The following is a 17,304-nucleotide window of genomic DNA, read 5'->3' as shown; positions in this document are numbered from 1 at the left end:
TGAAAAATAGCCATGTTATTTTTTCCCTATGAACATATTGCTTTGAACAATGAACAATGATACTATTATCTAGTTCACAAAATGAACAGGAATTAATTGTATTTAAAGGTTAATAAATATAATAATTATCGTTTACGAATAAATAGGTTTGAATTAATATTAAAAAAATAAGGGGAGAATGAAAATGAGGTTTAATAATAATCATAAAAAAGGATTAGGATGTGGAGTAATCTCTGCTTTATCTTGGGGGGCTGATACTGTTTTAATGGGATTTATATTATCATTAACACCATTCGTAAAAACAGGACAAGCAATACTACTTGCACCTGTAATAACAGCATTTTTACATGATAGTTTTTCAGCTATATGGACTTTTATATATCTTGGGTTAAGAAAAAAATTAGGACAATTTTTTAAAGCTGTAAAAACCAAAAGTGCTTTATGGGTTGCTATTGCAGCATTACTTGGTGGTCCAGTTGGAATGAGTGGATATTTATTATCTGTAAAATATATAGGGCCATCTTATACAGCTATTATTTCTTCATTGTATCCTGCCATAGGAGCAATACTTGCCACTATTATATTAAAAGAAAGAATAAATAAAAAGGCATGGATAGGTTTAGTTGTAACTATAATAGGTGTTTCTATATTAGGTATTTCTATATTAGAATATACTTCTACAACAAGTGCTATTAATCCAATAGGCTTTATATTTGCGTTAGTATGTGCATTTGGATGGGGTAGTGAATGTGTTATATGTGCTTATGGAATGAAGGGTGATGAAGTAACTTCAGAATTTGCATTGCAGATAAGACAATTTACATCTGCTGTTACTTATGGATTAATTGTTATTCCAATAGTAGGTGGAATTGGTCTTAGTATTGAAATATTTAAGGATAGTGTTATATTTTGGATTATAGGAACAGCATTGGCAGCAACGGTATCGTATTTATTTTATTATACTGCAATATATAAAATTGGAGCCACAAGAGCAATGGGGATGAATATAACTTATGTTGTTTGGGCAATTATATTTGATACTATATTTTTAGGAAATAAAATAAGTACTTTAACTATTGCAAGTAGTATTTTAGTTATATTGGGTGTTTATTTTATTGCAAAGGAACCAGATCAAGAAGTACAAGAATTAGAATTTGTAAAGTAGGGTAGTAAAAAAACTAAATTGGTATATAATAGTATTAAGAGATATAAACTTACATTTATTATTTCAGGAGGCAGGGTATGGAGATATTTATAGGCATTTTAAGCGTTATTGGAACAATAGCAGTAGCTATTTCTATGAATAACATAGGAAAATCACTTAATAAAAAATATTAACAAAATTTATGCAGATTTAAATATAAAGTGTATGAAGATGCAAACTAGGATTCTAGTTTGCATCTTCTTTTTTGTATCTATATAGAATTTTTAGATAAAATTGGTATGAACATGTTGTATTGAACTGTGAACAGTGATAGTATGAAAATGTTCAGAAAATGAACTATAGATTTTAATATGAAAATAGCGTAAAGTGTGCTATGAAAAAACGATAGTGTAAAATACGCTGAAAAAATTAAGGGGGATGTATAATGAAAAAAATATTAAAGAAAAGTTTTTGTATTGGTTTAACTTTAATAATTTCTATAGGATTAATTTCTTGTAATCAAGGAACAAGCAAAGAAAAGTTAAGTAGTAATGGTAAAATTCAAGTTGAATATTGGTATGGTTTTGGAGGAAAGCTTGGAAATAATATGGAGAATATAATAAAAGATTTTAATAATTCTCAAGATAAATATGAAGTTAAAGGAGTTTCAAAAGAAGATTATGATAAGACTTTTAGAAACTTACAAGCAGCTATTGCAGCTAAGAAAACTCCAGGTCTTGTGATTTTAGAACCAGATAAAGCGGCGATTTTAAATAATAAAAGTGTTCTTGAGAATTTAAGCAATTATACATCACAAGATAGTGAGTTTAATAGTGAAAATTATATAAAATCATTTTTAGATTCATGCAAAAAGGATGATAAATTATATGCTTTACCTATGTTTGGAACAACAAAAGTTTTATATTATAACAAAAAAGCTTTTGAAGATGAAGGTGTATCAATAGAATCTTTAAAAACTTGGGGGGAAATAGCTAAAGCAAGCAAGAAAATAGTGAAAAGAGATGGTGATTCTATAAAATTTTATGGATGGGAACCTATGTGGGGTGCTGACAATTTAATTGATGCATCATTAAGTAACGGTGGAAATATCTTAAGTAAAGATGGAAGTAAAGTATTAATAAATTCACCACAATGGATAGAGGTTTGGGATAATTTTAGAAAATGGATACATGAAGATAAAATTATGAAGATTAATTCTGGTGGACAAGGATGGGAATACTGGTATTCAACAATAGATGATGTTATGCAAGATAGAGCTGCTGGATATACAGGATCATCAGGAGATCAAGGTGATTTAGATTTTAATAAGTTAGGTGCAATTGAGCAACCAGCATTTAAACAAGGAGAAGAGGCAAAACCAATAGCAGAAGCAAGACTTTTAGCAATTCCAAGTATAACAAATGAAGAAGTTAAAAAAGGTGCATATGAGTTTATTAAATATTTTACAAGTCCAGAAGTTAATGCAAAGTGGTCAATAGAATCAGGATATATTCCTGTTAATAAAGAATCGTGTAATACTAAAAAATTTAAAGAATATGTAGAAAAAAATCCACAAGCACTTGTACCAATAAAACAATCTTTACATGCAAGTAATGCTTTTATAGATCCAACAAACGGAAAAATATATGATGCGTTAAAAGTTGCTGCAGATAAGGTTGAAATAGAAAATGTATCAGCAAAGGAAGCTTTGGATGAAGCACAAAAAATAGCACAATCAAAATTAGATAAAGTATTAAATAATTAATACAATTATCATTCTATCTTATGTGCTGTATTGTAGGTTAATAATTATTAAAATATAGTAAAATTAAATTTAAAAAACATATCAACAGAACGTTTACAGAAATAGTGGATAAGTATTTCCTAACTGTGGATAAATTTTTATAAAGCAAATTTAATTTAAAGCCTATGTTTCAGTAAAATGTTGATATATACATTGCCATTTTTCCTATTGAATATATAAATATATATTTAAAGCAAAGCTAACTTAAAAAACATAGTTGAGAGGATATGGAGAAGATATGGAAACATTAAATAATAAAAAACTAAAAAATATTATAACACTTCTTATATTTATTTTGCCAGCTATAATTCCGCTTATAATATTTTGGGTTATTCCAATTTTTAAATCTTTATTTATAAGTTTTACGGATTGGGATTATATAAGTACACAGTATAATATTGTTGGTTTTAAAAATTATAAAGAGTTGTTTTGTAATGAACTATTTTATGATGCATTAAAAAATACATTATTATTTACCTTAGGAACTTTAATTCCAACAATAGTTGGAGGGTTGGGGTTAGCCTTATTATTAAGTTCAAAATTTAAATCATTATCTATATATAAATCTATAATATTTTCTCCATGGATAACTCCAACAGTTGCTATTTCAATTGTGTGGAGTTGGATATTTCATCCTGAATATGGATTTGCAAATTATATATTAACTCTATTTAATTTACCTAAATTACAATGGCTTCAAAGTTCAGATACAGCTATGTTTGGTGTAATTATTGTTACTGTTTGGAAAAGTGTTGGATGGGCTATGGTTTTTTATTTAACTGCTTTAGAGAAAATACCTAACAATCTATATGAGGCTGCTTCAATTGATGGAGCTGATTCATTAAATAAATTTAAGAGTGTAACATTACCATTAATATCACCAACTACATTTTTTATTAGTGTGATAACTACCATAAATTCCTTACAGGCATATGATCAAATTCAAGTATTAACTCAAGGTGGACCAGCTGGAAGTACTAGAACATTGTTATATATGTATTATCAGAGTGCTTTTGAAAATTTTAATATGGGTCAAGCTACAGCCATATCTACAGTGATTTTAATTATAACGTGTATACTTTCACTGGCTCAATTTATTATTTCAAAGAAATGGGTGCATTATTAAGGCAAATGAAATAAAATAACAAGTTCAAAACTGCCATAAATATTTTTCATAAGATAAGGAGACGAAGTATTATCATAGTGGATCTATTATGGGATTTTGTTCACGCAGAATGAAGGAAAATATACTGGCAGATGGACTTATTATTTTTTTGATTATGTCTAAAACTAAGCAGTATGAATTATAAAATTTGAGAGACTGATAAAATATAAATTAAATATTAGTTGAGAGTAGAGAATATAGGGAAGTTGAAAATTGATAGCAGTTACTTTTTTATTTAGGAGGTAAACCATATATGATTGAAAGAAAAGTATATAAAGATAATGATATATATTTAGATGATATAAAGGGAGGTTTAAATAAAAAAATAATACTCCATAAGAGATTACTTTTATCTATAGTTAAATATTTTTTTATAGTATTAGCAAGTATTACGGCTTTTTTCCCTTTTTTATGGATGGTATCAAGTGCATTAAAAGTAAAAGATGAGATTTTTGCTTTTCCACCTAAACTGATACCAAGTGATCCTCAATGGAGTAATTTTATAGAAGTATTTAGACAATATCCATTTGGTCAGTATATGTTTAATAGTTTTTTTACTTCGTTTATTGAAGTAGCACTTCAGGTGTTTACAGCAGCTATGATAGCTTATGCATTAACTTTATTAGAATTTAAGGGAAAAAAATTATTGTTTGGAATAATAATGTCAATGTATATGTTACCATCAGCAGTTACATACGTTCCATGTTATATATTACTTTCAGATCTAAATTTAATAGATACATTTAGTGGATTAATAATAAGTAATATAGTTAGTATATTTGGAATATTTTTATTGAGACAATCATTTTTACAAGTTAATAAAAGTTTGATAGAGGCAGCAAGAATAGATGGTGCTTCTCATTTTAAAATATTATGGAAAATTGTATTTCCAATAACTAAACCAACATTTATAACTTTAATATTAATAAATTTTGTTACGTATTATAACGACTATATGTATCCATCATTAATATTAAAAAGTCCAGAAAAGTTTTTAGTTTCATCAGGACTTAGGCAATTTTTTATTGAGGGTGGAGCTTATGGAATAAAGTGGCCACAAGTTATGGCTGCAAGTACAATAACAATATTACCTTTATTAATATTGTTTGTAATCGCCCAAAGGTGGTTTATGAAAGGGGTTGGTGATACTGGAGTAAAAGAATAGTTTTATAAATATCTTAATATTTTAGTATAAAGTTTACCGAAAGTAGTAATTAATTTTAATAATATAATAAGCTAATAGTAATGGCATTAATCATTCTTTCCATTGAGTAAAAAATAGTATTTAATAACTATTTTAATTGTAAGTTGATATATGCAGTAAATAAAGATGACATTACAATTGGACTTTTAAAATCTTTAATGAGTATTGCTACATTCATTAATTATAAAAAGTGAATATTCAAAAATATAAAATTTGAATATTCACTTTTTATATTTTTGAACATTCACTTTAATAAAGTACATTTCTATATTTGGAACAAATTAAAATGAGAGTATACTTATATTAGAACTATTGAATTCAATTATTCATATATAAGCACATGATTTAATTTAATATGTTCATTAATTTCTTATAAAGTTTTGGTGCTTTATTGAATAGTGAGAATAATATAATCCATTTAAATTCATGACTAGAGCTATTAGAATATTTTTTTGATATAGTAATAGCCTTATTTTTGATTAATTTTATTGTTTCATGATCATCAGGAATAGTATTCATACATCCAAAATAAAGATCTATAATTGACCACATATACCATTTTAAAGTTTTGGCATATATATTTTCGTTATTTAATTTTCTCATGAATTCAACTTTTTCATCAAACACATCTAGCATACATAATCTCTTTTTATCAAACTTGGCATTCATTATGCTATCTGGAGTGTTTCTATAATAATATAACTTTTTATTTGTATAAACTAATTTATTAGATTGAAATAATAATTTATACATTATAGCTTCATCTTCAAATATTCTCATATTAGGAAATCTAATTTCATTAAATAAGGATTTCTTATAAATTTTGTTCCAAAGTACAACTGTTGAAACATACATTTCATTATATAAGTTACCTAAAGATTCAATACTATTAAAAGTTTTAATAACTTCAGTTTCATTATTTATAATTTTTTCATCTTCATTTTCTGTTTTTATATAATTACACTGTGAAATATCTGCATCATATTCTTTCGCTAACTTAAATAATATTTCAAACATATTAGGTTCAATCCAATCATCACTGTCAACAAAAGCTATGAATTCACCTTTTGCTATATCTAAACCAGCATTTCTAGCAGTACTAGCTCCACCATTTTCTTTATGAATAACTTTTATTCTGTCATCATTTAAGGCAAGTTTATCACAAATTTCGCCACTATTATCAGGTGATCCATCATCAACTAATATAAGTTCAAATTCTTTAAGAGTTTGATTTAGTATGCTAGTTACAGATTTATTTAAGTAATCTTCAGCTTTATATATTGGCATAATAATACTTATTAAGACTTCAGAGTTTTTAATATTATCATTTAGGTTTTTATCATTTCTATTCATATTTTATTATCTCCATTATTTCTTAAGTATTGATTCTTAAACTATTTTATCATTATATGCATTAATATGTTAGTATAAAATTTACTTTTTATGTACTTATGTTGTCATTTTGTTGACATAAGTCAAATTTGATAATAACATTAAAATGAATGCTAAAATAAGCATTATATTTTATTAGTACATCGAGAAGGTGACAAAGATGGATAATACAGATGATATATTAAAAGAAAATTATCAAAATAAAGACAATAATAATTGTGAGTATGAAAATTTAAGTTTAAGAGATGCTCAAATGTTAATGGTAAGCATTTTAAAAGATGTTCATAAGATATGTGAAAAACATGGACTTAAATATTTTTTAGATTCAGGAACCTTATTAGGTGCAGTTAGACATAAAGGTTTTATTCCATGGGATGATGATATGGATATTGGAATGCTTAGAGATGATTATGAAAAATTTTTAAAAATAGCAAAGGATGAGTTACCTAGTCATTTATTTCTACAAACATTTGAAAGTGATAAATATTATGATATTTATCAAGTTCCTTGTAAAGTTAGGTATAATGGAACAGTTCTTATTGAAAAGGCAATTGGAGAAAATGAAAAAATGCATAATGGTGTATACATAGATATACTCACATATGATAGTTTACCAAAGTATAATTTTGTTTATAAAGTTCAAAGAGCAATAAGTGGCACTATCTTAAAAAGTTTTGTTAGATTAAGAGATATTCCAGAAAAGCTAACTTTTAAAAACAAGATTACTTTTTCTTTTTATAGAATAATAACTAAAATATTTACTGCTAAAAGAAGAAGAAAATTTTTTGGATTTTTAGTTAATTGGAATGATAAGAATTCAAAATATATGGGGTATGGTGTTGATACTGCATGGAGTGAATATGTGTATAAAAAAGAAGACTATTTTAATTTGATTAAATTAGAATTTGAAGGTGAAAATTTTTATGGACCTAAAAATGCCGATGCAATTTTAACACAGCTTTATGGAGACTATATGACCTTGCCAAAAGAAGAAGATAGAGTATGGCATGCTAAAGAAATAAAAAAGATTAAGAATAGTTAATAAGAGTATTTACATTTAATATTTGAATTATACTATTTACTAAATTTAAATATTAAACTCTAAGTATAGGGATTAATCTATAAACATTGCATATAAGTATCAATATTAGTATAATTCAAATAGTAAAAAATATTAATGTTTAAAATTTAATAAAAAAGTAAGAATTTTTAAATAGAAACATTCTAAAAAATTTAGAAGAATCTATTATAATAAATAAGGGAGAGAATAATTTTGTTTAAAGTATCTATAATTACTCCTGTTTATAATGTTGAACAATGTATTGAAAGAAGCATAAATTCTGTCATAAATCAAACTTGTAAAGAGTTTGAATTTTTACTTATAGATGATGGTTCTCAAGATAGAAGTATTGAGATAGCAAAATCATTATTAGAAAATTCAGATATAAATTTTAAGATTATAACGCAGGAAAATGCAGGAGTTAGTGCTGCTAGAAACAGAGGTATAAATATAGCAAATGGAGAGTATATAACATTTCTAGATAGTGATGATTATATTGATTCAAGGTTTGTTGAACTTATGTATGAAAAGGCAAAATCAACTTGTTGCGATATTGTATTTTGTGATTACAGTGAAGTAGATAGTACGGGAAATGTTTTAGTTAAGAATAGAACTAATTATTTAAATGATTTCATATCAGGAAAAGAAGCAGCTCTTTTGCAATTAAAAGACGAGATAACTATAGGCATGAGAAGTGCTATATACAAAACTTCTGTTATTAAAAATAATAATTTATTATTTGATAGTAATAGAAAATATGGTGAAGATATGGTCTTTGTTGTAAAAGCATTACTTTACTCAAATAAAGTTATAAGTGTAAATGAGATATTAGCGTTTTATGTTATATGGGGTAATTCTGTAACTCAAAATGTTTCATTAAAACATCTTGATTGTTATTATTCTTATATAGATTTGTTAAATTATGTGAAAGAAAATAATAATTTAAAAGAAATAGAAAATTTCTTATTAGAATTTAAAATACAATATTCAATAGCACATGTTTTTTCTATTTTGAGTAAAGATTCTAATTTTCATGAAGATTTGTTTGAGTTTTTAAGTAGAGAAGATGTTAAATCATATCTAAAAAATTATAAAATTCAAAATTTTGATAGAAACAATGTAAGATATTTAATTCAATGTAGTGCCATGAGATTTTGTCCAAAACTATTAATAAAGTTATTAAATAAAATGAGATAATTAAAATAGAGTCTTACTTGCTATAATTTATGGCAAGAATCTCTCCAGATGGGAGGAAACTATAATGAGAAGATGCAAGACACTGATAATTATGATAATTGATATATTTATGGTGAATATGGCTTACCTTTTTTCTATAAATATAACTTTAAGTGAAAGATTTACTGAAATTGCTAAAATATACACACAGGATGTTGTAGTTGTAAGTTTAATATACTTAGTATGTTTTTATTTATTTAAGATGTATGAAAGTTTATGGCATTTAACTGGAACTGACGAATTTTTATTAGGTGTTGGGGGAACTATTTTAGCAGGTATATTATCAATTGGATATACTAGATTTTGGGGTTCTGTTATACCATTAAATGTTTCAGTTGTAGGAATTCTTTTAAGTATTTTCTTTGTATTAGGTTATAGAATTTTATACAGAGTATATAGAAGAACACTTTTGTACATACCGTTTAAGTATTCATCAGATCAAAGAAGAGTAATGATAGTTGGAGCAGGTTCAGCTGGAACTATGATTATTAATGAAATGATGGCAAGAAGAGAATTAAAGTATAATCCTATAGTTCTTATTGATGATGATAAACAAAAACTTGGAAGAAGAATTTCAGGAGTAAAGATAGCAGGAAATAGATATGATATACCATATATAGCAGGGGAACAAGAAATTGATTTAATATTAATAGCAATTCCTTCTCTTGATTCAAAGAATAAGGCAGAGATTATTGATATATGTAAGAAAACTAATTGTAAACTTCAAATAATACCAGGAATGTATGAGATATTAAGTGGAGAAGCAACTGTTAGTAGGATTAAGGATGTAGATTTAGAAGATTTACTTGGAAGAGATCCAATAGTACTAGATAACAAGGGTATTTCAGATTATTTGAATGAAAAGACAATATTAGTTACAGGTGCAGGAGGTTCAATAGGATCTGAACTTTGTAGACAAATATCAGTATATAATCCAAAAAGACTTATATTATTTGATATATATGAAAATAATATATATGATATTCAAAATGAATTAAAAGAAGAATTTCCAGATATGAAACTTACTGTACTAATTGGTTCTATAAGAGACAGGCAAAGATTACATGAGATATTTATTAAGTACAAAATAAATGTTGTATTCCATGCAGCAGCTCATAAGCATGTACCATTAATGGAAGATAGTCCTAAAGAAGCTGTTAAAAACAATGTTTTTGGAACATTAAATTTAGCTACTGAAGCAAGTAAAGCTAATATTGATAGATTTGTAATGATTTCTACTGATAAAGCTGTTAATCCAACTAATATAATGGGAGCAACTAAAAGACTATGTGAAATGATTGTTCAAGCTATGGATAAACAATCAAAAACTGAATTTGTTGCTGTTAGATTTGGAAATGTTCTTGGTAGTAACGGATCAGTAATTCCATTATTTAAAAAGCAAATAGCTAATGGAGGTCCTGTTACTCTTACTCATAAAAAAATAGTGAGATATTTTATGTTAATACCAGAAGCAGCACAACTGGTACTTCAAGCTGGTGCTTTTGCTGAAGGTGGAGAAGTATTTGTATTAGATATGGGAAAACCAGTTAAGATTTATGATTTAGCATGTGATCTTATAAGACTTTCTGGATTTGAGCCTAATAAAGATATTAAAATTGTAGTTACTGGACTTAGACCAGGAGAAAAATTATATGAAGAGCTTTTAATGAGTGAAGAAGGATTAAAAGATACAGCACATAAAAAAATATATGTAGGAAAACCAACATTTGAGGATATGGATACATTAAATCATAAACTTGAACAATTACGTAAATTATTAGAACTAAATGATATTAATGAAATTAAACATCAAATGCAACGAATTGTTCCAACATATCACTATAAAAATGAGGATGAAGTTGCTGCAGAAAACGCTGATAAGGAGTAATCATGAATAGAGAAGATAAAAATAGAAATATATTTATAACAATTATATCCATAATTGCTATGGTTTTTGGAATAGCTAATGGTAATTATATAATACCTATTATGTATATAATCACATTGGTTATATCATCAAATATAATAAAGGAAAAAGCTATATATGATCAAATGTATTGTGCATTGTTGGTGTCGGCATTTTATGATTATGCACTTCATGCACCAGGAGTAGAAAGTATATATATGTTCCATATTATATTAGGATTATGTACATTGATGTCATTATATAGATTAGTAAAAGATATAGAAGTTGTAAAACATATAGATAAGAAGATTTTAGGAATATATGTTATATGGTTTATTTATATGTGTGGAAGTATTTTCTGGGCAATGAGTAAGAGTTTATCAATTAAATATATCGCAATATATTTAATGATGTTTGCATTTATATTTAATATGATGGTTTATAATATAAATAAAGATAGATTAAAGAAAACTGTTAATTTATTATTATTTTTAATATCTGTTATTACTTTAATTGCTTTTATAGAAGTATTATTGGGTAAGCAATTACCAATAAAACATTATGCTGATTCGTTTATGGATCAATTACCTGAAAAAGATCAAAATCAAATAAATGCAAGACCAATGGCATTTTCATTTAATCCTAATAATTTAGCTGCCACACTTGCTATATTATCACCACTTTTCTTTTATGCTATTTATAAGTGTAAGAAAAATTCAGTAAAGATATGGTATACAATTATTTCTACAATAGTGTTTATATTAATAGCTACTACATCATCAAGAACAGGATTTGCTTCAATTGCATTTGGAGTAGGAGTTTTCTTAATATATTCTATATTTAATATTAAAAATATTGGAATTAAGAATATAATATATCCACTTATATTATGTATTACCTTAGGATTATCATATAAGTATAATTATCTTGTTATGAATATAAAACCTGTTGAAGGACATAAAATTGTAGAAAATAGTCTTAATAATAAGGTGCAAAGTTTAGAAAATGCACAAATACAACAAGGTGGAGAAGGTTCCGTTAATGTTAGATTTACTATAATAAATGATGTATTAAGAGGAACTATAAAAGAAAAGAATTATCTTGGATATGGTGTTGGAAATGTAGAACAGTTTATTAAAAACCAAGGTGATACTGGAAATATATATAGTCCACATTGTTATGCCATTGAGATATTAGGTGATTTTGGATTACCTGGAGTAGCGTTATATGGAATATATTATTTATATCTTCTTATAGGAAATATAATATTAGGAATTAAAAGAAGAAGCATATATTGTTTTACAGCAGCAACAGGACTTATTGTTTTTGCTCCAGCAAGCTTTGGACCAAGCTCAATAACTTATGTATTCTCATATTGGATACTTATAGGATTTGCAGTAGCATGTATGCAAGTTTATAAAAAGAATAATAATGATTATACTCCAACTTCAGAGATGAAAGAATTTCATTTTTAGAGTGTTATAATAAAAAGGACTGCTTATAGCAGTCCTTTTTATTATCTCTTATAGTTTTGAATTATATCAGTTATTATTGATGATGTATCTCCATTACCAAAAGCGGATGCAGGAGTACCAGTTGGATTAAAGTTTTCAATAGCATCTAAAATTTTGTTAGAATCACTTCCTACAATTACGTTCCAACCATTTTCTATAGTTTCAATCCATTCTGTTTCATCTCTCATTGTAATACAAGGTTTCTTTAAGAAATAAGCTTCTTTTTGAACTCCACCACTATCTGTTACAATCTTAGCAGAATTTTCTTGAAGAGAAATCATTTCTAAGTATCCTACAGGATCAATTATTTTTATATTGTCACCTACATGTAAATCATATTGATTTATGAACTTCTTTGTTCTTGGATGAAGTGGTAAGATTATTTTTTTACCACATTCACTTAATGCTTTTATTATAGAAGTAAGTCTTTCTATACTATTTGTATTTTCAGCACGGTGTATTGTTGATAATATATAACTATTAGGGGCTAAATCTAAAGTTTCAGTTATATTAGATACTTCTTTAGCCCTTTCTTTAAATAAATTTATAGCATCATACATTACATCTCCAGTATTATAAACACCTTTTGTTATATTTTCTGTAGCTAAATTTTTAACTGCAGTTAGTGTTGGTGCAAATAATAAATCAGATATATGGTCAGTTAAAATTCTATTTTGTTCCTCTGGCATTGCTTTATTAAAACTTCTAAGACCTGCTTCAACGTGTGCTACAGGTATTAATAGCTTACTAGCACAAAGAGATCCTGCAAGTGTGGAATTAGTATCTCCATAAACTAAAACCATGTCAGGCTTTTCTTTTAAATATATATCTTCAAGTGAACATAACATACTTCCTGTTTGATTTCCATGATTTGAAGAACCGATATTTAAATTATAATCTGGCTTTGGAATACCTAATTCTTCAAAAAATATATCAGACATATTATTATCATAATGTTGACCAGTATGTACTAATATTTCACTATTACCGTTTTTTCTAAGTTTGTTTGAGACTGTTGCGGCTTTAATAAACTGTGGTCTAGCTCCGATGACAGTTAGTACTTTCATATAGTACGCCTCCTTAAGATTTAAATAATTGTTTTCATGAGTATTATTTTAGCATATCGGTACTGTTAAGCAAACTTAAATATAAAAAATTAATTATGCTTTATACATACAGGTTAAAAATAATACGTTGAAACAGAAATTTAATTTAGGTTTTAGGTCATATATTAGTAATTTTAAATAGTTATTTTAGAGTAAATAATGGTGAGTTGAAATCAATAATTTGCTATGTTATTCTTAAACTATTACAACAATGGAGGGAAAATAATGAAAAACTGTTTAGTTCTTTTAACTAAAGTATTTCCTTTTGATAAGGGAGAAGAATTCATTGAAGATGAGATACCAATGCTTTCAAAAGCTTTTGATAAAATAATTCTAATAGCAACAAGCACAGCTGATAGTGCAGTACAAACTAGAGAAGTTCCTGGAAATTTTGAAATACATAGAATTAAAGCGTCAGAAATAAAGCATAAATTACCTATAAATGCTATTAAATATTTTCCATTTTCAAATTATAATGGATGTGTGTCTAAAGAAGAAAAAAATGAAGTTAAAGGCTCACTAAAAAGAAAAGGATACTTAACATATTTTTTATCTAAATCAGAAAGTGTATATAAAGAATGCGAAAAGATTCTTATAAATTATGATATAAAAAATTATGATAAAAAGACTTTTTATAGTTATTGGTTATATGATATAGCATATGCAGCTATAAAATTAAAAGAAAATTTTGGAGATTCAATGAGCAAAGTGGTAAGTCGTACTCATAGATATGATCTTTATGCTGATAAAAATTCATTGAATTATTTACCACTTAGATATTACTTACTTGAAAAATTGGATAAAGTATATCCTTGTTCTGATGATGGTAGCAATTATTTAAAAAAATTATATCCAGCATATAAGGAAAAGATTAAGACAGCTTATCTTGGAACAAAAAATTATGGGATTTCAAATCAATCAAATGATGGAATATATAGAATAGTTAGTTGTTGCCATGTATCCCCTGTAAAGAGAATAGATTTATTAGCAAAGTCATTAGGTACATTAAAAGATTCAGGTTTAAAATTAAAATGGACTCATTTTGGAGCTGGTGATGGATTAGAAGAAGTAAAAGAATACTCAAAAGAAAATTTAAGTTTTATGGAAGTAGATTTTAAAGGTTCAGTAAAAAATGAAGAATTGATGAACTATTATTCTAATAATCCAGTTGACTTATTTGTAAATACAAGTAGTTCAGAGGGGTTGCCTGTTAGTATTATGGAGGCATGTTCATTTGCAATACCAACCATAGCAACTGATGTTGGTGGAACTAATGAGATAGTAAAAAATAATGAAACAGGTTTATTAATAGAATGTAATTTTAATATAAATACTCTTGGAGAAAAAATAAAGTATATGGTTAATTTATCTAAAGAAGATAAGCAAGAATTTCGTGATAATTGCCGTGAAATATGGATAAATAATTTTTATGGAGAGAAAAACTTTCAAAACTTTTCTAGAGAAATACAACCATAAATTAATATAAGGCATATAGAAATAAATAATAAGTTAAAGATGCTACGGATATTTTGTAAAATACAAAGACTTCAGTTTTGCTAATAGTTGTGCTATTAGTAAAACCAAAGGAAGAAGTAATTTACAAAATAAACTAGCATACTGACTAGTTATTTATTTGAATGTGTCTAAGTAGATTTATATACAGGTTAAAATATATGTGTTATAACATGATTGTTTTATGTTTTGGTAAGATCCAAATAAGAATAATCATGTTTTATTTTTTTATTTAGTAAATTGATTTAAAATACAATAAGTATTTATTTATAATTTTCTAAAAAATTTTATAAAAGCTATTGACTTTAATATTCGATGAAACTATAATGGTTACAACGGGAGTGATAAAAATGAAAATAAGCAGTAGGTTTTCTGTAGCAGTTCATATTTTATCTATACTATCCATGGAAGACAGCAATTTATGCACTTCTGAATGGATAGCAGGTAGTGTAAATACTAATCCAGTTGTTATAAGAAGAGTAATGGGAATGTTAAAAAGATATGGTTTAGTTAATGTTATAGCAGGCGCTGGTGGAGCTTATTTATTAAAGGATCTAGACCAAATAACATTGCTAGATGTATATAGAGCTGTTCATGTTGTTAAAGAAGGAGAATTATTTCAATTACATGAATCACCAAATATAAACTGTCCCATTGGTGCTAACATTCAAGCAGTACTTGAAGGAGTGTTACTAAGCGCTCAAGAAGCTATGGAACAAGTATTAGGAAATGTAACAATGAAACATATAGTAGAAGGTATAAGAAAAAAAATTGAGGAGTAAATCAATTTTTTTTAAAACAGATGTAACTTTATAAGTTACAACTGCTGAATAATTTTAAAATTGTTGCAAATTAACTAATTATCATAGTAAATAATTTTTTTAGATATGTTGTAACTAAAATGATTACAACAAACCAAGAGGAGGTTATTAAAATGTCATTAAATATTAAAGTATATTCTGATTTTGTTTGTCCATTTTGTTTTTTAGGAGAAAAGACTTTAAGTCAAGTTATAGAAGGAAAGAATATAAATGTTCAGTGGATGCCATTTGAATTAAGACCAGAACCATCACCTAGAATTGATCCTTGGAATGATTCATCAAAATTAAATTCATGGAACAATTTTATAAAGCCAATGGCAGAAAATTTAGGCATAGATATGAAGTTACCTAAGCTTTCACCACATCCATACACTAATTTAGCTTTTGAAGGATATCATTATGCAGTTGAATTAGGAAAAGGAAATGAATATGTTGAAAGAGTTTTTAAAGGTTTTTTTGAAGAAGAATTAGATATTGGAAAAATTGAGGTGTTGTCTAAGTTAGCTGAAGAAATAGGTTTAAATAAAGAAAGTTTTAGTCAGGCTTTGAATACTAGAAAATATAAGAGAAAGCAAGAAGAAGCATTAAAGAAGGCTTATGAAGAGGCTAATATTGCAGCAGTACCAGCCATGATTATAGGTAATGAAGTATTACAAGGTATTACATCAAAAGAAAATTTAGAGGAAATAATAAAAAAACAATTGTTAAAAAATAATTAATTTATAAATGAAAGGAAGAGATATTATGAAAATTGCTTTAATTGGATCAACAGGAAATGCAGGAAAGAGAATATTAAATGAGGCTATAAATAGAGGACATGAAGTTATTGCTATTGTAAGAGATGAATTGAAGATAAAAGACAATAATGAAAATTTAACAGTTTTAAATGGAGATATTTTTAAATTGGATACATTAGAAAATAAATTAGAAGGGGTAGATGTTTTAGTTAGTGCTTTTGGACCTAAATTTGGAGAAGAAAATACACTAATAGAAGCAACTAATAATTTAATAAGTTTGGTTAAAAAATCAGGAACTAACAGACTTGTAGTAATGGGTGGTGCTGGAAGTTTAAAGGTTGAAGATGGTACTGAATTAGTTAATACAGAAGGATTCCCAGCAGATTGGAAACCAGTAGCTTTAGCACATTCAGAATCTTTAGATATATATAGAAGTGAAAAAGAAGTAAATTGGACATACTTAAGTCCAGCAGCATTAATAGAGCCAGGTGAAAGAACTGGAAAATATACAATTGGAGATGAATATTTGGTTGTAGATGAAAAAGGACAAAGTAAAATATCTTTTGAAGATTTTGCAGTAGCTATTATGGATGAGATTGAAGCTCCTAAACATATTAAAAGTAGATTTACAGTGGCATATAAGTAAAATATAAATGTTATGTATGAAGTTGCAACCATTAGGTTGCGACTTTCTACGTAAATA

At 26.5% G+C, this 17,304-nt stretch carries 14 protein-coding genes; 12 read left to right on the top strand and 2 right to left on the bottom strand.

All coding sequences use genetic code 11. The annotated features are described in order from the left end of the window. Positions 1-184 precede the first annotated feature (184 nt). From BGI42_RS12775 to BGI42_RS12760, 4 genes are all read left to right on the top strand, one after another. Positions 185-1,165, top strand: coding sequence for a DMT family transporter (locus BGI42_RS12775; protein WP_069680666.1), 981 nt, complete (start codon positions 185-187; stop codon positions 1,163-1,165). Positions 1,166-1,589: 424 nt separating this feature from the next. After that, a complete protein-coding gene (locus BGI42_RS12770; protein ID WP_069680665.1) occupies positions 1,590-2,909 on the top strand; it encodes an ABC transporter substrate-binding protein in 1,320 nt (439 codons plus the stop codon). A gap of 277 nt (positions 2,910-3,186) precedes the next feature. Continuing rightward, a complete protein-coding gene (locus BGI42_RS12765) occupies positions 3,187-4,074 on the top strand; it encodes a carbohydrate ABC transporter permease (protein ID WP_069680664.1) in 888 nt (295 codons plus the stop codon). Positions 4,075-4,366: 292 nt separating this feature from the next. After that, the gene (locus tag BGI42_RS12760; RefSeq protein ID WP_069680663.1) at positions 4,367-5,278 is read left to right on the top strand and encodes a carbohydrate ABC transporter permease; all 912 of its coding nucleotides are present in this window, start codon (positions 4,367-4,369) and stop codon (positions 5,276-5,278) included. Positions 5,279-5,662: 384 nt separating this feature from the next. Here the strand turns inward: BGI42_RS12760 and BGI42_RS12755 are convergent, their stop codons facing one another. Then, a complete protein-coding gene (locus BGI42_RS12755; protein WP_069680662.1) occupies positions 5,663-6,670 on the bottom strand; it encodes a glycosyltransferase family 2 protein in 1,008 nt (335 codons plus the stop codon). 199 nt (positions 6,671-6,869) lie between these two features. On the opposite strand from BGI42_RS12755, the gene BGI42_RS12750 reads away from it, so the two are divergent. The 4 genes from BGI42_RS12750 to BGI42_RS12735 all read left to right on the top strand — a co-directional run bounded on the left by BGI42_RS12750 (position 6,870) and on the right by BGI42_RS12735 (position 12,386). Then, positions 6,870-7,751, top strand: coding sequence for a LicD family protein (locus BGI42_RS12750; protein WP_069680661.1), 882 nt, complete (start codon positions 6,870-6,872; stop codon positions 7,749-7,751). A 231-nt stretch (positions 7,752-7,982) separates the two neighbouring features. Beyond that, entirely contained in the window at positions 7,983-8,966 is a 984-nt protein-coding gene (locus BGI42_RS12745) for a glycosyltransferase family 2 protein (protein ID WP_069680660.1), read from the top strand. Positions 8,967-9,030: 64 nt separating this feature from the next. Further along, positions 9,031-10,893, top strand: a complete 1,863-nt coding sequence (locus BGI42_RS12740; protein ID WP_069680659.1) for a polysaccharide biosynthesis protein — start codon at positions 9,031-9,033, stop codon at positions 10,891-10,893. 2 nt (positions 10,894-10,895) lie between these two features. After that, positions 10,896-12,386, top strand: coding sequence for an O-antigen ligase family protein (locus BGI42_RS12735; RefSeq protein WP_069680658.1), 1,491 nt, complete (start codon positions 10,896-10,898; stop codon positions 12,384-12,386). 41 nt (positions 12,387-12,427) lie between these two features. Here BGI42_RS12735 and wecB read toward each other — a convergent pair whose 3' ends face one another. Next, the gene (gene wecB, locus BGI42_RS12730; RefSeq protein ID WP_069680657.1) at positions 12,428-13,492 is read right to left on the bottom strand and encodes a non-hydrolyzing UDP-N-acetylglucosamine 2-epimerase; all 1,065 of its coding nucleotides are present in this window, start codon (positions 13,490-13,492) and stop codon (positions 12,428-12,430) included. Positions 13,493-13,756: 264 nt separating this feature from the next. On the opposite strand from wecB, the gene BGI42_RS12725 reads away from it, so the two are divergent. The 4 genes from BGI42_RS12725 (at position 13,757) to BGI42_RS12710 (ending at position 17,247) form a co-directional block, all read left to right on the top strand. Beyond that, positions 13,757-15,007, top strand: a complete 1,251-nt coding sequence (locus BGI42_RS12725; protein WP_069680656.1) for a glycosyltransferase — start codon at positions 13,757-13,759, stop codon at positions 15,005-15,007. Positions 15,008-15,393: 386 nt separating this feature from the next. Further along, positions 15,394-15,825 (top strand): Rrf2 family transcriptional regulator, encoded by a 432-nt coding sequence (locus BGI42_RS12720; protein ID WP_069680655.1) that lies wholly within the window; start codon positions 15,394-15,396, stop codon positions 15,823-15,825. A gap of 152 nt (positions 15,826-15,977) precedes the next feature. Then, positions 15,978-16,583: a DsbA family oxidoreductase gene (locus BGI42_RS12715; RefSeq protein WP_069680654.1), complete on the top strand. Its 606-nt coding sequence runs from the start codon at positions 15,978-15,980 to the stop codon at positions 16,581-16,583. 25 nt (positions 16,584-16,608) lie between these two features. Continuing rightward, positions 16,609-17,247: an NAD(P)-dependent oxidoreductase gene (locus tag BGI42_RS12710; protein WP_069680653.1), complete on the top strand. Its 639-nt coding sequence runs from the start codon at positions 16,609-16,611 to the stop codon at positions 17,245-17,247. The last annotated feature ends 57 nt before the right edge of the window (positions 17,248-17,304 follow it).

The sequence above is a fragment of the Clostridium taeniosporum genome (genome assembly GCF_001735765.2).
Taxonomy (GTDB): Bacteria; Bacillota; Clostridia; order Clostridiales; family Clostridiaceae; genus Clostridium; species Clostridium taeniosporum.
This window is presented reverse-complemented; position numbering and strand designations above follow the sequence as displayed.